The organism is Posidoniimonas corsicana (assembly GCF_007859765.1).
Classification (GTDB): domain Bacteria; phylum Planctomycetota; class Planctomycetia; order Pirellulales; family Lacipirellulaceae; genus Posidoniimonas; species Posidoniimonas corsicana.
In genome coordinates this window covers 3198267-3217199 of record NZ_SIHJ01000001.1, presented here as the reverse complement: position 1 = coordinate 3217199, position 18933 = coordinate 3198267, and the positions used below count along the sequence as shown (strand labels likewise).

11 protein-coding genes are annotated in these 18933 nt (G+C 70.7%); 6 read left to right on the top strand and 5 right to left on the bottom strand.

Annotation, left to right across the window (positions count from 1 at the left end; genetic code table 11):
* The first annotated feature begins 263 nt into the window (after nt 1-263).
* Both KOR34_RS12400 and KOR34_RS12395 read left to right on the top strand, forming a co-directional pair.
* A complete protein-coding gene (locus KOR34_RS12400; RefSeq protein WP_197531350.1) occupies nt 264-2672 on the top strand; it encodes a DUF1592 domain-containing protein in 2409 nt (802 codons plus the stop codon).
* Nucleotides 2669-3991: a DUF1552 domain-containing protein gene (locus tag KOR34_RS12395; protein ID WP_146564892.1), complete on the top strand. Its 1323-nt coding sequence runs from the start codon at nt 2669-2671 to the stop codon at nt 3989-3991. Before KOR34_RS12400 ends, KOR34_RS12395 begins: the two co-directional genes overlap by 4 nt.
* Before the next feature lie 35 nt (nt 3992-4026).
* Here the strand turns inward: KOR34_RS12395 and KOR34_RS12390 are convergent, their stop codons facing one another.
* Nucleotides 4027-5934: a pyrroloquinoline quinone-dependent dehydrogenase gene (locus KOR34_RS12390; protein ID WP_228714592.1), complete on the bottom strand. Its 1908-nt coding sequence runs from the start codon at nt 5932-5934 to the stop codon at nt 4027-4029.
* Between the two features lie 593 nt (nt 5935-6527).
* The gene (locus KOR34_RS12385) at nt 6528-8984 is read right to left on the bottom strand and encodes a multiheme c-type cytochrome (protein WP_146564891.1); all 2457 of its coding nucleotides are present in this window, start codon (nt 8982-8984) and stop codon (nt 6528-6530) included.
* An 83-nt stretch (nt 8985-9067) separates the two neighbouring features.
* On the opposite strand from KOR34_RS12385, the gene KOR34_RS12380 reads away from it, so the two are divergent.
* The 4 genes from KOR34_RS12380 to KOR34_RS26665 all read left to right on the top strand — a co-directional run bounded on the left by KOR34_RS12380 (nt 9068) and on the right by KOR34_RS26665 (nt 15276).
* Nucleotides 9068-9847, top strand: coding sequence for an ABC transporter ATP-binding protein (locus KOR34_RS12380; RefSeq protein WP_146564890.1), 780 nt, complete (start codon nt 9068-9070; stop codon nt 9845-9847).
* Between the two features lie 327 nt (nt 9848-10174).
* Nucleotides 10175-11389 (top strand): metallophosphoesterase family protein, encoded by a 1215-nt coding sequence (locus tag KOR34_RS12375; RefSeq protein WP_146564889.1) that lies wholly within the window; start codon nt 10175-10177, stop codon nt 11387-11389.
* 57 nt (nt 11390-11446) lie between these two features.
* Nucleotides 11447-14926: an AAA family ATPase gene (locus KOR34_RS12370; protein ID WP_146564888.1), complete on the top strand. Its 3480-nt coding sequence runs from the start codon at nt 11447-11449 to the stop codon at nt 14924-14926.
* A gap of 200 nt (nt 14927-15126) precedes the next feature.
* Entirely contained in the window at nt 15127-15276 is a 150-nt protein-coding gene (locus KOR34_RS26665; protein WP_197531348.1) for a hypothetical protein, read from the top strand.
* A 14-nt stretch (nt 15277-15290) separates the two neighbouring features.
* Here KOR34_RS26665 and KOR34_RS12365 read toward each other — a convergent pair whose 3' ends face one another.
* The 3 genes from KOR34_RS12365 to KOR34_RS12355 all read right to left on the bottom strand — a co-directional run bounded on the left by KOR34_RS12365 (nt 15291) and on the right by KOR34_RS12355 (nt 18859).
* The gene (locus tag KOR34_RS12365) at nt 15291-16814 is read right to left on the bottom strand and encodes a hypothetical protein (RefSeq protein ID WP_146564887.1); all 1524 of its coding nucleotides are present in this window, start codon (nt 16812-16814) and stop codon (nt 15291-15293) included.
* Nucleotides 16814-17827: a glycosyltransferase family 2 protein gene (locus tag KOR34_RS12360; protein WP_146564886.1), complete on the bottom strand. Its 1014-nt coding sequence runs from the start codon at nt 17825-17827 to the stop codon at nt 16814-16816. The genes KOR34_RS12365 and KOR34_RS12360 overlap by 1 nt, the downstream gene beginning before the upstream one ends.
* Before the next feature lie 66 nt (nt 17828-17893).
* Nucleotides 17894-18859 carry a lysylphosphatidylglycerol synthase domain-containing protein gene (locus tag KOR34_RS12355; RefSeq protein ID WP_146564885.1) on the bottom strand — a complete coding sequence of 322 codons (966 nt, stop codon included), beginning with the start codon at nt 18857-18859 and terminating at the stop codon, nt 17894-17896.
* Nucleotides 18860-18933: the final 74 nt, after the last annotated feature.

The following is an 18933-nucleotide window of genomic DNA, read 5'->3' as shown; positions in this document are numbered from 1 at the left end:
TATCCCGGTCTGCTGTGGTTTGCCGCAGGTCCCGCCGCTGAGCCGTGCAGGCCGGGCCCTTACAGGCCGCGTAGGCGCCGCAGCTTCCGGGGCGTCCCGCCGCCGCCCGCGGGGTGGAGCGGTTTTTAGTTTGCTTCGCGCCCCCCGGATCGGGTATGGTTGGCGCTCCCACCTGGCTGCGTTTTCGAGACCCGCCGTTGCGTACAGTGCCCCAACCTGGGGAGCTGTCGTCCCCCCCGACCGTCCCCGCTCTAGGACCCCCGGTGATCCTTAGCCGACCCTTATACGATCTGCTCGTCCGCGGCGCCGCGCCGCTGGTGCTAGCGCTTACGGCAATCGTTGGCGCGGCAACCGCCGAGTCGCCCCGGCTCCCAGTTCCGGACGCGGCTACCCTGCCGAACGCAGAGCGGGTGCTGCCGTTCGTCGAAGAGCACTGCCTGGACTGCCACAGTGAGGGCTACGCCGAGGCGGGCGTCATGCTCGACCACTTCGGAGAGGTCGGCCAGATCCTCAGCGACCGCAACGCCTGGCAGCGGGTGCTCAAGCAGGTCCGCGCCGGCGCCATGCCGCCGGACGGCTCGAGCGCGGTGGCGAAAGAGGACCGCGCGGCGTTCGTCGAACAGCTTGGCGCGCTGCTCGAGTACGTCGACCCCACGAAACCGGTCGACCCGGGCCGGGTCACTGCGCGGCGGCTCAACAAGCATGAGTACGACAACACCATTCGCGACCTGTTCGGCCTGGAGCTGAGACTCTCGCACGCCTTCCCGGACGACGACGCCGGATACGGCTTCGACAACAACGGCGACGTGCTCAGTCTGTCGCCCCTGCACCTGGAGCAGTACCTCGGCGCCGCGGAGGAGCTGACCGCCGCGTTGTTCAAGGTGGCCGGCAGCAAGCACACCGAACGGATCCTGTTCGACCACCTGCTCACCGATGGCGACACCGACGGCGTCGACGGCGCCCGGCTGATGCGGCCCGGCGCTACCGCGGTCACGACGATCGAGGTCCCCGCCCCCGGGCGATACCGCGTTGCGTGCGAGGCCTGGCGGCACGACGCCCAGGAGGGCGACCGCCACGCGGCGGTGCGGATCGACTGCGGCGAGCAGAGCGTCGGCGTGTTTGTGCCTGAGGCGACCAGCCCCGACCGCGGCCGCAAGGACCGCGTCGGGGGAGAGCTGACGCTGGCCGCCGGCGAGCACACTATCCGCATCGAGTACGCCATCCCCGAGCCGCGCGACGGCGAAGAACTGTCCGCGGCCGACCTCAAGCCGATCGCGATCGGCACGACCATCGCCCGCCGGATCGGCGACGCGCCGCCCGAATCCTGGCCCACCGCGGGGCGGGCCCTGTTGTTCGACCGGCCCGCCGATGGCGAGGCGCCCGAAGCCGCTGTCCGACGCGTCACCGAGGCGGTGCTCAGCCGATGCTGGCGCCGCGCCGCCTCGCCAGAAGAGGTCGACGCCTACGCGGGCTTCGCGCTGGACCGACTGGCCGACGGCGCCCCGTTTGAGGACGCGGCATCGTCGCTGGTGCAGGCGGTGCTAGTCAGCCCCCAGTTCTTGTTCCGCGTCGACCTGTTGCCGCCCGAACCGCAGCAGGCAGAGCACGCCGTCGTGGCCGATTCGGCCCTGGCCTCGCGGCTCTCCTACTTCCTCTGGTGCAGCGCCCCGGATGATGAGCTCCTCGGGCTGGCGAACGAGGCGAAGCTCAGCGCCGACGCCACCCTGACCGAGCAGATCGCCCGCCTGCTGGCCGACCCACGCTCCGAGCGGTTCATCGAGTCGTTCTTCGGCCAGTGGCTCGGGCTCCGGAAGCTGGAGGGGCTGCCGATCGACACCACGGTGTTCCGGCGGGTAAGCTCGCAGCTCAAGGAGGACATGCAGACCGAGACCCTCATGCTGGCCGAGTCGATCGCCCGCGAGGACCAGAGCCTGCTGCAGCTGATCACCGCCGACTACACCTTCATCAACCGCTCGCTGGCCCGGCTGTACGGCATCGACGGCGTGCGCGGCAACGCGTTCCGCCGGGTCGAGCTGGAGGGCCTGCCCCGCCGCGGGATGCTGACCCACGCCAGCGTGCTCACGCTTACCAGCTATCCCAACCGCACCTCGCCGCCACGCCGCGGCGCGTGGGTGCTGGAGAACCTGCTCGGCGACGAGCCGCCCGCCCCGCCCGCCGACGTGCCGGAGCTGGCCGAGACCCAGGCCAACAGCCCCGACCTGCCGCTGCGCGAGCAGCTCGCGCTGCACCTGACCGACGCCACCTGCGCGTCCTGCCACGAGGTGATGGACCCCATCGGCTTCGGCCTGGAGAACTACAACGCCATCGGCCAGTGGCGCGACAAGGACAAGGGCGCCCCGATCGACGCCGCCGGCGACCTGCCGTCGGGCGAGTCGTTCGGCAACGCCTTGGAGCTGATCGAGATCCTCCGCCAACGCGACCAGGCGTTCGCCGAGTGCGTCACGCGGAAGATGCTCACCTTTGCCCTGGGCCGCGGCCTGGAGCACTACGACCGCATCGCCGTGGACGACATCGTGCGGTCCATCAAGGAAGACGACTACCGATTCTCGCAGCTGGTGCGCGAGGTGGTGCTCAGCCGGCCGTTCCGGCTGCACCGCGTCGACCCCGCCGGCGCGGACCAGCCCCCGCAAGACAGCAAGGAGCCCTCATGACGCCCCTCCCCCGCAGGACCTTCCTCCACGGAATCGGCGCGACGCTCGGCCTGCCCTGGCTCGAGGCGATGGCGTCGTCCACGGCCGCGGCGCCCGCCGCCGGGCTGCCGGTCTGCACGGCCTGGGTGTTCGCCCCCAACGGCGTCGCCCGCGAGTTCTGGACGCCCGAGGGCGAGGGCCGCGACTTCACCTTCAACAAGACCACCGCCGCACTCGAGAAGGTCCGCGAGGACGTGCTGGTGGTGTCGAACCTGGCGCACCACTACGCCCGCGCCAACGGCGACGGCCCCGGCGACCACGCCCGCTGCGCCGCCACCTACCTGACCGCGGCCCAGGCCAAGAAGACCGGCGGCGCGGACATCTACCTCGGCCAGTCGATCGACCAGGCCGTGGCCCGCCACATCGGGCACGAGACCCGCATGCCGTCGCTCGAGCTCGGCCTGGAGCCGAACCAGAAAAACGGCCGCTGCGACTCCGGCTACAGCTGCGCGTACGTGTCGAACGTGTCGTGGCGGTCCGCCACGCAGCCCAGCGGCAAGGAGATCAGCCCCCGCCGAGCGTTCGAGCGTCTGTTCAACGGCGGCGCCGACTCGCCCGCCGCGGCCGAGCGGCTCGCCCGCCGGCAGAGCGTGCTCGACTTCGTCAGCTCCGACGCCCAGCGCCTCCGTGGCCGGCTGGGCCAGACCGACCGCCGCAAGATCGACGAGTACTTCCAGAGCGTCCGCGAGGTCGAGAAGCGGATCGAGAAAACCGTCACGATGCCGCCGCTCGACGTCCCCGACCACGGCGTGCCGGCCGAGGACCCCGAGGGGCTCGGCGAGCGGATGCGGCTGATGTACGAGGTGATCGCCCTCGCCTTCCAGACCGACGCCACCCGCGTGGCCACCTACATGCTCGCCAACGCCGGCACCAACCGGCCCTACGAGGCGCTCGGCATCCGCTCCGGCCACCACCAGATCACGCACGACCGGGGCGAGGTCGCCGCGAACCAGATGCAGCAGATCGACGAGTACCTGCTCCGCGAGTTTAGCCTGTTCGTCGAGCGGCTGGCCTCGATCCGCGAGGGCGAGGGCCGGCTGCTGGACCGCTGCGCCGTGGTGTACGGCTCCGGCATCGGCGACGGACGCCGCCACAACCACGACCGCCTGCCGTGCGTGGTGGCAGGTCAGGCCGGCGGCGCGATCACCACCGGCCGGCACCTCAAACTCCCCGGCGAGACCCCCGCCGCCAACCTGTTCGTCTCGATGGCCCAGGCCGCCCGCGCGCCGATCGCCTCCTTCGGCGACAGCACCGGCGCCCTGCAGGGGCTCAAGGCGTAGGCCGGCCAGCCGGTTGGCCAGCGCAGCCAGCCGAATCAGTCGCCCAGCGCGAACGCCACGAACGCGTCGCCCGCCCGCGTGCCCTGCTTGCCGGCGCCGCCGGCCGCGATCACCACGTACTGCCGCCCGCCGACGCTGTAGGTGCACGGCGTGGCGTAGCCGCCGGCGTCCAGCTGGTGCTCCCACAGCACGCGGCCGTCGCGGCTGTCGAACGCGCGGAACCGCTCGTCCTTCGTGCCGCCGATAAACACCAGCCCGCCCGCGGTCGCCACGCTGCCGCCGAACGACTCGGTCCCGGTCGGCGGCACGCCCCGCGCGGTCAGCTCCGGGTGCTCGCCGAGCGGGACCCGCCACGCGATCTCGCCCTGGTTCAGGTCCACGGCCACCAGCTCTCCCCACGGCGGCTGGTTGGCCGGGTAGCCCTCGTGGTCGCGGAACTGGATGTAGCCGTAGTGGGCGAACCCGCCGTATGCGCGGTCCGACGCCGCGGCCGGCTTCAGCGTCATGATGTTCGGGCAGTTGGTCACGTTCACGAACAGCAGCCCCGAGGTCGGGTCGAACGAGGCGCCCGACCAGTTGGCGCCGCCGTGGAAGCCGGGCATGATCACCGTGCCGCGCACGCTGGGCGGCTCGAACGGCTCACCGGTCCGCAGCCCCTTGAGCCGCGCCAGCACCCCCTCGCGGTTGGCCGGGCCGATGTTGGTCACGCTGGACTCGTCGAGCGTCTGCGCGGCCAGCGGCGGCGGCTTCACCGGCACGGGCTGCGTCGGCCAGGCCTGCTCGCCCGGCACGTCGGACGCGGGCGCCGGGCGTTCCTCGATGTCGAACAGCGGTTCACCCGTTTCGCGGTCAAACAGATACACAAAGCCGGTCTTGGTGACCTGCGCGGCCGCGTCGATCGTGCGGCCGTCGTGCTGCACGGTCACCAGGTTCGGCGGCGTGGGCAGGTCGTGGTCGGCCAGGTCGTGGTGGATGGTCTGGAAGTGCCACACCCGGCCGCCGGTGCGGGCGTCCAGCGCGATGGTGCAGTTGGCGAACAGGTTCTCGCCCAGGCGGTCGCCGCCGAAGAAGTCGAACGCCGCGGACCCCAGGCCGGCGAACACCATCCCCCGCTTGGCGTCGACCGTCAGACCGCTCCACGCGTTGGCGCCGCCGCGGTTCCGCCACGACTCGCCGTCCCAGGTCTCGGCGCCGAACTCGCCGGGCCGCGGCACGGTGCGGAAGCTCCACCGTTGCTTACCGGTGCGCACGTCGAATGCGCGGATGTCGCCCGGCGCCGCGACCCCCGGACCCTCCCCGCACGACACGCCCACAATGATCGTGTCCTCCCAGACCGCCGGCGCCGAGGTCGGCCCGTAGCCCAGGTTGGCCACCGCCGGGTCGAGCTCGGCCCGCAGGTCGCGCACGCCTTGTTCGCCGAACGCGCGGTCGAGCTCGCCGGTGCGCGCGTCGAGCGAGAACAGCCGCCCGTCGGACGTGCCATGGATCACCCGCCGCTCGCCGTCGGGCTGGCCGTCGGACCAGTACGCGCAGCCGCGGTTCACGCCGCCGGACGTGGGGCTGTGGGGGTAGCCCTGCACGGCCGGGTCGTCGCCGAACGGGTCGAACCGCCACCGCTCCTCGCCGGTCGCCGCGTCGAGCGCGACCAGCTTGAGCCCGCCGGTCGTGAGGTACATCACCCCCTCTACCACGATCGGCGTGCACTCGATCGTGCGCCCGTTCCCGTTGGCGTCCAGCTCGCCGGTGTGGAACGTCCAGGCGGGCACCAGCCGGTCGACGTTCTCGCGGTTGATCTGCGTCAGCTCCGAGTACCGCGCGCCGCCCGGGTCGCCCCCAACCACCGGCCAGTCGCCCCCGCCGGCCGCCACGGGCCGGGCGGGCAGCAGCGTCACGATCGCGATCACAGCAAGGGTTCGTCCAACAAGACTCCGGCGGATCGGCACGGCGGCTCCTACTGCGGGTGGCAAGTCGTCTGCGGCCCCAGGATAACGCGGCGGCCAGCACCGATCAAAATCGACGAGGGTCAAGCAGCTGAGCCGCAGCCCAGGCAGCTTGCCACCATCCCCAGTGCCTATGCGCCTGTTTCAAAGCCGGGCGTAGCGCCCGGGGTTTTGTCCGCCTCGTTTTGTCCAAAAACACGCGCGGAGGGGACAAAACTCGGGGCACAGCTCCGCCCTATTTCCCGCTTAAGCCGTTTTAAAACAACGACTTGCAGCGAACCCCGTGTGCCCAGCGCGCCGGGGTTTTGTCCGTTCTTGCGCCCCACAGCGGCCAAAACCCCGCCCGCCGCCGTCCCCACCCAGGCCGCCACGGCCCGCGCGCCAACCCTGCATTAGACCGCGCTGGGTGGCCGGTTTCTATTGAAAAGCGGTGCGAACGGCCGCGAAGTTGGGCATCACTTCGCCGCAAGTGAGAGCCTGGTGTCATACCTACCGCTACGTGGCAGTGTGGAGCACGGCAACGAATGGTGTCTTAGGCAGCAAAGGATAGTTGCGGGCGGTGTGTGCCGCTCATGACTGCTAGCCAGTAACGCCTGCTACCCCGCCGCACGGCGCCGCCGCCACCAGTACGCCCCGCCGCCGACCGCACAGACCACCGTCAGCACGCCCAGCACCTGGCCCCATGCGCTGAGCAGCAGGATCTTGTGGACCAGGCTGTCGTGCTCGTCGCGGTGCTTGGGGAGCTGTCCGGTGTACTTCGCCACGTGGTGCAGCAGGTTGACCGCCGTCGACTGGTAGGGGATCTCGCGGTGGCACGACAGGCACGTGCCCTCGCGGCTGATCCGCAGCTGCTCCTCGCGGTTGAACGCGCGCGACAGCTGGAAGTGGTGCCCCACGGTGGCGAGCTGGTTGCCCTCGGCGTCGACAATCTGCGACCAGTCGTGCGTGAGGTTCTCGACCGGCTCCATCTGCGGCTGGGACTGCCGGGGGAGGATCGTGCCGTCGATCGCCTGCAGGTCGACCGTGCGTTGCTCGTCCCACGGGCGGGGGCCGCCGATGCCCAGGCCGAGCGCCTTGGCCGACGCGTGGCACGACTCGCACGTGCGGGCGTTCTTGGTCGTGGTGTGGGGCTGAACCGGGCTCATGTCGATGGCCAGCTGGCCGTCGTCGCTCCGCTCAAGGCCCGGCTCCACCTTGAAGATGTGGTTCACCAGGACCGGCTTACCATCCTCGCCGATGATGGTGACCGACGGCTGACAGCCGGGGGCGAGCGGCGTGACGCGGCCCTCGCCGTTGACGCCCAGCATCGGCTCCTCCCAGCGGAGGTACGACCGCTGCTCGCTGACCTTGCCGGGGATGACGGTGTCGTAGCCCGCCTCGCCACGGTCGGCGCGGTGGTCGGGCTCGTCCTGGTGTTTGCGGCCCGCGGCGACCCAGTCGAACGCCTGCATGTCCTCGGCGCACTCGGGGCACTTGTCCTTTTGCGAGTAGTCGACCTTCACGTGGCAGCCGTAGCACTGGGGGGTCCAGGTGGAGTGGCAGGTGTAGCACTCCATCTTCTCCATGTGGCTGGCGACCGACTTCATCGCCACCACGCCGCGTGACGACACCGCGCCCTCGTCGATGAGCGTCTTGAGCGGCTTGATGCGGAGGTCCTGGCCGGCGGCGGTGTGCACGATGACCTGGTCGCCGTCGCGGACCACGTTCTCGTAGGGGTTGCCGCGGGCGGTGAGCAGGAAGCCGTCGCGGGCGTCGACCGGGTCGCCCTGCAGGGTGTGGGGCAGCTGCTCTTGAGCGACGCCGCGGGGGCCGCCGTCGGCGGGCGCCATGGCGAACTCGTCCATGTAGCCCAGCGGCAGCTCCCAGGGGAACTTCTCCGGCGTGCCGTGGCAGTCGGCGCACTCGATCTGCACCGCGGCCAGGTTGGCGGCCGCCAGGAAGCCGTCGCTGTGCACGTCGATCGACGTGTGGCAGTCCTGGCAGGTCATCCCCTTCTGGTAGTGGATGTCCTGCTCCATGGCGATGTAGTGCTTGGTGTGCAGCGCCGGCTGCGGGCCGCCGTCGGCGGCGAAGGGCGAGTGGTAGGGGGTCTCCATCAGGCCCTGGAACGAGACGCCGATCCGCTTCCCGCGGTCGTGGCAGGTGGTGCAGGTCTCGACCGGGATGCCGCTGTAGGTCTTCTCGTGCACGGTGACCTGCGCGTCCCGCGTGCCCTGGAGGGAGTGCACCAGCATGTGGCCGGGCGCCGTGCGGTCGATCGTGGGGTCGCCCCCCTCGTAGAAGCCCTCGTTGCCGTACGGGGTGTGGCACGAAGCGCAGCCCATGCCGCGGTAGTCGCCCCGCTTCTGGCGGCCCTTCACGGCGTGGTGGCAGCGTTGGCACTCCTGCCTCAGGTAGGTGAACGCCGCCAGGCTCGGGTCCTCGTGCAGGCGGGCAAGCTCCTCCTTGGCGGGGGCGTCGGGCAGCGGCTCGTGCTTGTCGACAAACACGTTGGGCTCCAGCTGCTTGAGCCGGGCCATGTACGCGCGATACTCCGGCGTGCCGAGGCGGTCGGCCGGGTCGGTGGGGTTCTCGACCGCGTAGTTGCCCCACTTGTGCTGGTAGCCGGTCAGCGAGCCGAACGCCCACGCGACGCCCTGGATCTTGCCGGCCTCGGTCATCATCAGGCTGGTCCACTGCACGTCGACGTGCTCGGCGTGGCAGCGCCCGCAGGTGTGCTCGTTGATCCAGGGGCTGCCGGGGGCGGGGTAGAAGTCGCCGCCGTGGGCGACCGCCTTGTCGGCGGTCTCGCTGGGGTCGCCGCCGTGGCAGATGACGCAGCCGGCGGGGTCGCCCTCGGCGGCGCCGAGGGTCATAATCTGCTGCATCATCGGCGAGTCGGGCTCGCGGATCAGCTCGACGCCGGCGTGGCACTTCATGCAGCCCGAGTTGGCCGCTTCCGGGAAGTGGTCGGTGATAGGGTCGGCGTGCGCCGCCGGAACACCCAGCGGCACGCCGCCCAGCAGCAAGCCGACCAGCAGGCCCGCCGTTCCTAGATGCCCTGCCCTGTGCATAGGGGGCGAGCATAACAAACCGGCCCGCCGTGGTCGAACCTTACCCGCCTCCCCCTCAGCCACAGGGCAGCCCAGGACCACCCATGTTTGAGTTGCAGAACGTCGGCTACAAGCAGGGCGGCGTAGATATCTTGAAGAAAGTCGACTGGGCGATCCGCGGCGGCGAGCACTGGGCCGTGCTGGGGCCGAACGGGTCGGGCAAGACCACGCTGCTGCGGGTGGCGTGCGGCTACCAGTGGCCCACGTCGGGGCGGGTGCTGCGGGGCGGCGCCGAGCTGACCGACCTGTCCGAGCTGCGGCGGCGGATGGGTTGGGTCGGCGAGGAGCTGCTGTCCCGCGTGCCGCGCGAGCAGACCGCGCTGCAGATCGCCGCCTCGGGCGCGATCGGGCAGATCGGCCTGCGGCTGATCGGGCAGGTCGACCCCACCGACGAAGACTACCAGCGGGCCGAGCAGCTGCTGGTCGACAGCGGCTGCGGCGGGATCGTCGACTCGCCGTTCCGCGTGCTGTCGCAGGGCGAGCGGCAGAAGGTGCTGGTCGCGCGGGCGCGGATGACGGACCCCACGCTGCTGGTGCTCGACGAGCCGTGCGCCGGCATGGACCCCGGCACGCGCGAGCGGTTCCTGGCCTGGCTCCAGACGCAGCTCACCGACAAGCGGTCCCCGTCGCTATTGCTGGTGACCCACCACGTGGAGGAGATCATGCCCGGCGTCGAGCGGACGCTGGTGATGGAAGCGGGACGGGTGGCCGCCGCCGGCCCGACCGCGGAGGTCGTGACTGAGGGGCTGCTGTCACGGCTGTACGGCGTAGGCGTCGACCAGATGGTCCGCTCGCAGGGCCGGATGTGGCCCGTTTGGGGTTAGTGGTGTGTCGCTCAGATTATCTAGGGTGCCGGGGGCGCTCCCGTAGGGAAGCCCCCGCGGTGTACTCTTCAAGGTCGATCTGCCGCCCGGGGGCTTCCGCTGTCGCGGAGCGCCCCCGGCACCCCTATCTCCGGCGCCCCCATGCTCTGCCGCCGCGTGCTAGCAAGCTCGGGACCCGGTCTGGCCAGGCCGTCAGTATTCACGGGGATTGAAGTTGGTGGATCTTGTGCCCCGGGGTAAACTGCGGGGCATTCGCTGGCAAGGCATGCGCGCTCGCAGGGATGGCAAGCAGCCGCGTCGGCCAACAACGCACGCAGGGAGGCGTCGATGTCGCACAAGCCGATGCGGTTCGTTCACGCGAGCGACCTGCACCTGGAGCAGCCGCTCTGGGGCCTGACGAATATCCCCGAGCACCTCCGCGAGCTGCTCCGCGACGCCCCCTACCACGCGGCGGAGCAGGTCTTCGAGACCGCGCTCACCGAGAACGCCGACGCGCTGCTGCTGGCGGGCGACGTGGTCGACATCCCGCTGGCCGGCCCCCGCGCGGTGGTGTTCCTGCTGGAGCAGTTCCGCCGCCTTGAGGCGCGGGGCATCCCGGTGTTCTGGGCCGGCGGCCGCGTCGACCGCCCCGAGCTGTGGCCCCCCAGCACGCCGCTGCCGGAGAACGTGCACGTGTTCCCGGTCGGCAAGGTGGCGCAGTACGACATCTCGCGCGATGGCAAGGTCATCGCCAAGGTGCAGGGCATGAGCTGCGACGAGGACGGCGTGGTGAACGCCAAGGGCTTCCACCGTGACGCGCACGGCCTGTTCACCGTCGGCGTGGCGCACGGCACCAGCGACGCCCCCGGCAAGGAGGGCGACCGCGTCCACTACATGGCGCTCGGCGGACGGCACCGCCGCGCGACGGTCGACCACGAGCCGGGCGTGGCCCACTACCCGGGCACGCCGCAGGGGCGCTCGCCCGACGAGCCCGGCCCGGCCGGCTGCGCCGTGGTGCAGGTCGACGAGACCCGCAAGGCGAAGACCAAGTTCGTCTCAACCGACGTGGTGCGGTGGGCGACCGAGACCATCGAGTTCACCGACGGCACCACCGCCGAGCAGCTCAACCGCCGCATGCGTGAGCGGCTGGAGAAGCTCCGCGCGTCGACCCAAGAGACCGACCACCTGGTCGCCTGGAACCTGCGCGGCGCCGGCCCGCTGCTCGCCAAGCTGCGTCCCGACGGGCTGTGCCAGGAGCTGCTGGAAGACCTGCAGAAGTTCGACGGCCGGCAGCAGCCCGCCTGCTGGAGCTACGCGGTGCACTGCCGCGACCGGTTCGTGGCGCCGCACGAGTGGGTCGACCAGGAGACCATCCTCGGCGACGTGCTGCGGCAGTTCGCCATGCTCCGCAAGAGCGACGCCTTCGTGCTCGACATGAAGGACATGCTGCCCAAGCCGCTGCCCGATCCCGCGCTCGCCAAGATCGCGTCGATCGTCCCTCAGGACAAGCAGGAACTGCTGGACCGGGCGGAGAAGCTCGGCGTGGCGCTCTTGACCGAGTAGCCGCCGCGTCCCCGCCGCCCCCGCACACCCCCCACGACCCTCGACCCCTCCGCACTCATGCGTATCACCGACCTGCACGTTGACGGCTTCGGCGTCTGGCACGACCTGCGGCTCAACCGGCTGTCGCCCGAGATCACCGTGTTCTACGGCCCCAACGAGGCCGGCAAGACCACGCTGATGCAGTTCATGCGGACCATGCTGTACGGCGTGTCGGCCGACCGCCGCGAGCGGTACCTGCCGCCCCGCGAGGGCGGCAAGCCGGGCGGGCGCATGGGCCTGGAGAGCGAGGCCGGCCGCTTCGAGGCCACCCGCTACGCCGAACGCGACAAGGACGACCGCGGCCGCGTCACGGTCTTCAGGCCCGACGGCGAGACCGAGGGCGACCGGCTGCTCCGCGAGGCGCTCGAGGGCGTCGACGAGGCGACCTACAACAACGTGTTCTCCGTTGGGCTCGACGAGATCCAGTCGCTCGGCGCCCTCAGCGGCGACGAGGTGGCCAAGGCGATCTACCGGCTGACTTCCGGGCTGGACCGGGTGTCGCTGTATGACGTGATCCAAGGCTTGGAGTCGTCGCGCCGCAAGCTGCTGGCGCCGCAAGAGCTCGACTCGGTGATCGGCGGGCTGGTCGGCCGCCGCGACACGCTGCTCACCGAGATCAGCGACCTCTCCGCCCAGGGGCGGCGGTGGGCGAAGATCGCCGTGGAGATCGACGAGCTCGGCGTAAGTGTCGACGACGCCCACGCCCGCCTGAAGGACGCCGAACGCGCCGCCCGCCGACTCGAGATCGCGATCAACCTCAAGCCGCAGTGGACCGAGCGGGCGAAGATCGACGAGCGGCTGCTCGGCTACGCCGGGCTGCACGTGCTGGGCGAGGGCGCGATCGAGGAGCTCGACGAACTCAACGAGAAGATCGAGGAGCACGCCCGGCAGCGCGACATGCTCCGCGGCCAGCGGAAGCAGGTCCGCCAGGAGGCCGACGAGCTGGGCGTCAACGAGGTGTTGATGCGGAGCTGCTGCCGCCTGGACGCGCTGGGCGAGCAGGCCGAGTGGATCGAGGCCCTCGAACGCGAGGCCGAGGACGGCGACGCCGAGCTCAACAAGCTGGTCGCCCGCATCGACAGCGAGACCGCCCGGCTGGCCGCCATGTGGTCGCACGACCCCGACGAGGCGCCCGAGCTGACCCGCGAGATGGTCGACGAGCTGGAGCCGCAGGGCAGGGCGATCGCCGCCGCCGAGAGCGCCGCCGCCGAGGCCCGCGAGCAGCTCGACCGCAAACGCAATAGCGAACGGAGCTACCAGTCCAAGATCGAAACCGCGATGGCGGCCGGCGGCAAGATGGGCCTGCCGACCGACATCAACGAGGCGGGCGAGTTGGTGGCCCGGCTCCGCCGCCGCCAGCAGGCCGAGCACAAGCTCGAGCTGGCCGAACGCCACGCCCGCGAGTTGGAGGAGCAGAACTTCGAGCTGGAGGACCGCCAGGTCATCCCGCTGGAGGGCTTCTTCTTCATGGGCGGCCTGTTCATGGTGGGCGTGCTGGTCTGCGGCTGGTGGCTGCTCAACCAAGAGACCGCGTTCGTCAACCTGGGCGGCGGCTGGTTCGCGCTGGCGGGGCTCGCGCTGTCGATCGGCGTGTGGATGTACAAGTACTACCGCGAGGACAACGCCGCCGAGGAGCTGGACGGCTGCGAGCGGCAGATGGAGGTCGCGGCGAAGCAGATCAAGGAGGCCCAGCGGGACCTCAAGGCGCTCAGCGCCGAACTGAACATCACCGACGGCTCGGCGTCGCTGCAGCTGCAGCACGCCGAGCGGCACCTGGCCGAGCTGGAGCAGACCCTGCCGGTCGAGACCCAGCGCCGCCAGGCGAGCGAGGAGGTCGCCGCCGCCGAAGCCGAGTACGACGCCGCCAAGCAGCGGCTGGCCGACACGCTGCAGCGTTGGACCGCCGCGCTGGCCAGCCTCGGCCTGCCCGACTCGATCACGCCCAAGGACCTGGCGGCCATGGCCGGCCAGTACGAGCAGCTCGCCGAGTGGCAGCTGAAGGCCGAGAACCGGCAGGACGAGGTCGACCGCCGGGCCCGCGAGTACGAGCGCGTGACGCAACGCATCGCCGCGCTGGCCGAGGAGGCCGACCTGGTCGTCGACGAGGCCACGCCCCTCGAGCAGCTCGAGGCGTTGCTCTCCGAGCGGCGGCTGCAGCAGGGCCGCATCGACCACCGCAAGAAGCTGATGGAGCGCGGCAAGGCGCTCAAGGAGAAGCAGGCCCGCCACTCGGCCGAGATCGACAGCCTGGAGGCCCACCGCGACTCGCTGTTCCGTACCGCCCGCTGCGAGGACGAGGACGCCTACCGCCGGCTGGCGGACAAGCTGGCCGAGGCGGAGGAGCTCCGCGAACGCCGCCAGCGCGTCACCGCCGAAATCGCCGCCGCGATCGGCCGGCTGGGGACCGAGGACGACTTCGCGCCGCTGCTCGCCGAGGACCAGATCGGCCAGCTCGACGCGCAGTGGCAGACGCTCATCGAGCGCCACGAGGAGATCGAGGCGGAGCTCCGCGGCCTGCAGTCCCAGCAGGGCGCGCTGACCGAGCAGCAGAAGTCGCTCGGCCAGGACGTGACCATCGCCGACAAGCGGATGGAGCTCGGCGAGGTCGAGGCCCAGCTCGCCCAGGCGGGCGAGCGGTGGCGCGAACGGGCCGCCATCGGCCAGATGCTGGAGCTGATCCGCAGCGACTACGAAGCGAACCGCCAGCCGGAGACCCTGGTCGAGGCCTCCCGCTACATGGAGCAGCTGACCGACGGCCGCTACACGCGCGTCTGGACGCCGCTGGCCAACGACATCCTGCTGGTCGACAACCGCGACGGCCAGTCGATCGCGGTCGAGGCGCTGAGCCGCGGCACCCGCGAGCAGCTGTTCCTGAGCGTCCGCCTGGCGCTGGTCGCGATGTACGCCCGCCGCGGCATCCAGCTGCCGATGGTGCTGGACGACATCCTGGTGAACTTCGACGCGGGCCGCTCGCGGACCGCGGCCAAGGTGATGATCAACTTCGCCAAGGCGGGGCACCAGCTGTTTGTGTTCACCTGCCACGAGCACGTGTGGGAGATCTTCAAGAACCTGAACGCCGACGTCCGCCGCCTGCCGAGCCGCGAGGACGGCGTGGTCGAGCAGGTGGAAGAAGAGGTCGAAGAGATCATCGAAGAAACGCTGGAGCCCGAACCGGTTGTGGAGCCGGCCCCGGCCCCGGTCGAGGTCGTCGAGGCGGAGCCCGCTGCGGTCGAGGCCCACTACCTCGACCTGCAGCCCGAAGAGCGGGTGGAGCGGCACGAGTACCTCGAGGCGGTGTACGAGGAGCTGGCGCCGCGGGCCGAGCGGGTGGTGGTCGAGTCGGAAGTCGACTACGAGTTCCCTCGGGCCGAGCCGGCCGCCGAGCCGGAGGAGATCGAGTACCGCTGGGACGAGCGGGGCGAGAGCAACCGCTACGACTACGACGACTCTCCGCTCTCGCAGCGCGACGTCGACGTCTACGCCGTGGTGCGGCGGTAGCGCGAGCCGACGAGCCGGCGGCGCCTTCTGCAACGGTTGTGCGGGCGGGGGATAACCGCCTCTGCGTCGATTTGTGGCAAGCCACCACGCGCCGGCGCCTATTCTTTCCAGGTGTGGATCGCCACACCGTGGCCGGCACTGCAGGGCGTCACCCGCCCGGCCGTCCACGCGCTCGCCAACGCCACGCCCGATGCACCCCTATGACCAACCCCACCAACGGATCGTCAGCGGACCCCTCGCCCGCCGAGAACGAGCCGGCCGGCGGCGCCGACAATCTGCCGCCGCTTAGCGAGCAAGAGCTCGACGAGATGCTCCTCATCCCGGACAACGAGGCGGACGCGGAAAGCTGAGGAGCGGACCCGGTCTAGCCCAGCAGATCGAAGCCGCACCACTGCATCCAGTGGTAGACCCAGGGCTGCGACCAGGGGTTCCAGGTTGGGAACGCGGCGGACAACGCCGAGAACGCGAGCAGCGTCATCGCCAACGCCCTACCGCCCGCGGTGCGGGCCGCCCAGTCGACCGCGGGGCTCATCGTGGCGAGCCACAGCGGCGCGAACCAGAACACCCACCGCAGCCCGTTGGTCATGCCGCCGTAGTTGCGGTCGGCCTGCGGGCGCAGGCCGAGGTAGAACACCAGCACCACCAGCGTGAGGCCCAGCACGCCGAACGCGAGCTCGCGACGCAGGCCCGACCCGCGGAACAGCCAGGCGATCGACCCGGCGACCGACAGCAGCCAGATGGGCGTCAGCGAGAACAGCCCGTGGTGCCCCACTAGCGCGTGCAACGCGTACACGCCCTGGCACTCCTCGCCCTGGTCCATCCCTTTGGGGTTGTCCCAGTGGCTGTTCGGGTAGTGGTACCAGTTGTCCTCGACGTTCTCCTTGTCGCGGTGCATGTAGGGCGGGCGCAGCGAGTTGTGGGCGTAGTAGTTGGTGCCGAAGAACGCGACCGCGACCAGCAGCGCCGCGGGCGCGTAGCCCAGCAGGGTCCCGCGGGCGTCGTACGCCAGGAGGGACAGGCCGACGCCGACCAGCATCGCCAACGCCGGCAGCTCGTTGGCGGCCGTGAACGCCGCCGCCAGCCCGGCGAGGGCGAACCAGCGGAACTGGAAGTCCTTGGTCTCGCGGATCCGCACCCAGCAGTACAGCGTCACGGCGGTTGCGACCGCCGCGAACAGGTGGTTGTTCAGCACCACCGCGAACGCCGACAACATCGTGCCGAACGAGGCGCAAGCCACCACGTAGACGCGTGCCCAGGTCGAGACGCAGAACCGCTCGGCGAGCGCCGCCACGAGCGTCAACATCAGGGCGAACGGCAGCACGCTGAAGGTCAGCAGCATCAGCCGGCCAACCGCGTAGGGCTCGTCGCCCAGCGTCCAGCCGGTGGCCTTGTTGACCAGCCAGTACTCGCCGGCCAGCAGGATGTACAGCAGCGGGGGCTTGCTGCTGTAGTAGTGCAGCTCGCCGTTTGCGTCCTTGTGGCGGACCTTGTCGATGGTGTCCCAGCCCGGCTGGCTCACGTAGTCGTCGATGGCGAACGTGCCCCCCTCGACCAACGCGCGGATGGCCACCCAGCGGCTGCGGTCGTTGCTGCTGAGGAACGGCCGCTGCAGCCGCAGCTTCTCCTCGAGGTCGGCCCGCTTCCGTTCGACCTTGGCGTCGAGCTGGTCGCCGGCGAGCCCGCCCTCGGCCTGTTCGGCGCGGAAGTCGCGCAGCCGCTGGTCGATGCGGTAGGACTCGAGCCGCACGACGTCGACCGAGTTGACCGCCAGGATGCGGCCGGACCACTGCCCGACAGCGACGGCGATCAGGATCGCGTAGACCGACCAACGCAGCCGCGCGTCGGACATCGCGGCGTCGGCCTGGGGTCCGCCTGGGGACTCGTTCATCACGCCTCGTGGTGGGTGGGGGCGTCGCTGGCCGCGGCGCTGGCTTTCGGGTCGGTGTACTCGGCGATCGAGTAGGTGTCCTCGCTGCGGCTCAGCCGGGCGGTGATCATCTCGCCCAGCAGGCCGATCGCCAGGAACTGCGTGCCGATCATCAGGAAGCCGAGGCTGTAGTACAGGGCGGCGGTCTCGTGCAGGTCGATCGGCGTCCAGCCGTCAACCACCCGGCTCAGCACCCAGCGGCAGGCCAGGTAGAACATGCCGGCCAGCCCCAGCAGGAATGAGCCCATGCCCAGCCCGCCCAGCAGGTGCTGCGGACGCTGCGCGTAGCCGGTGATGAAGTGCACCGTGAGGATGTCGAGCAGCCCCTTCAGCAGCCGCGACGCGCCGTACTTCGACGCGCCGAACTGGCGGGCCCGGTGGTTCACGACGATCTCCGTCACCTTGAACCCGCGGGCGGCGGCCAGCACCGGCACGAACCGGTGCAGCTCGCCGTACAGGCAGACCTCGTTGAGCACCTCGCGGCGGTACGCCTTGAGGCCGCAGTTGTGGTCGTGCAGCTGGACGCCGGTCGACTTGCTGACCAGCCAGTTAAACACCTTCGAGGGAGCGGTCTTGTGCAGCGGGTCGTGGCGGACCTGCTTCCAGCCGCTCACCACGTCGAACGCGCCGCCCTGCGTGCGGTCGATCTGCTTGAGCAGGCGGGGGATCTCGGCCGGGTCGTCCTGCAGGTCGCCGTCCATCGTGACGACAAACGGGTGCACGGCCGCCTCGAACCCGGCGCTGAGCGCCGCCGCCTTGCCAAAGTTGCGCCGCAGCCGCACGCCCAGCACGCGGCTGTCTTCCCGGGCGAGCTCCTCGATCACCTCCCAGGAGCCGTCGGACGAGCCGTCGTCGGCGAACACCACCTGGACCTGGTAGTCCTTGGCGGAGGCTACCTCGTCGATCTGCCGGACCAGCTCGCGCAGGCTCTCGGCTTCGTTGTAGACAGGAACGACGATGCTGACGCTGGTCATAGACACGACCACAAGGGGAGGGAGTGCAGGGGGGAGGAAGGCCGCGGGTCGGTCGCCTGGTCGGGGCTAACCGCCAAGACGCACGACTCGTGCGGCAGCCACTAGGATACCACAAACCACCGCCTCGGAGCCAATCCACGCCAGCCGGACCAGCACCGTTGCGGCCAGGGCGACTTCGGGTCCTGCGGTTGGGGTAAGCAGCGCGACCATCAGCCCGTCGCGGACCAGTAGTCCGCCGGGGATGAGCGACAGGAACCCCGCTACGACCGGCAACGCCGCCGCCAGCAGGCACGCCAGCCAGTGGTTAATGCTCAGCTCGAAACCGGGTAGGCACGACCGGACCGCCAGCCACAGGCTCGCGCCCAGCCCGCACCACGTGACCGCCGCCGCGAGCCAGCCCGCCGCGAACAGACCCCAGCTCAGCCGGTGCGGCTCGGCCGCCGGCGCGTCCTGCCGACGGGCCTCGTAGAACGCGATCAGCCGGTTCATCACCGGCGGGCAGATCGGCAGCAGCGATCCGGCCGCCAGCCCGAACGCCACCACCACCAGCCACGCGGGCTGGCCCGCCGCAAACCGCGGGATCGTCAGCAGCACCCCCGACAGCACGCCGCCGAGCGCCATCAGCGTGAGGGTCTCGACGAACACGCTAGCCGCGATCGCCGCGGTTTGGCCGCCCGCGGCGCGGAGCGAGCCGGTCCGCAGCACCACCACCAACGCCTTGCCCGGCACGTACTTGCCGAGGTGCCCCAGGTAGTACGCCTGCACCACCGGTCCCAACCCCGAGGGCTGGCCCCACGCCTGCAGCACCCGCCGCCAGTACAGGCCCATCGGCAGGAAGGCCAACGCGTAGACCGCCCCGGAAGCGACCGCCAGGCCGGCCGCCGGGCGGACCGGCGCGTCCTGCAGGCCCCGCGCTGCGGCGGTTAGGGTGCGTCCCACCGCCAGCAGCACCACCGCCGCCACCAGGACCTTCAGCAGCGGCAGCGCCCACCGTGGCAGACGTCGGCGGGGCGAGGGTTCGGCGGCGGCCATCAAGATCCGCGGGTGGGGAGCGAAGGCGGGGGAGGGCGAGTTGCACTTTGCAACCGGCCCGGGCCGTGGCAAAG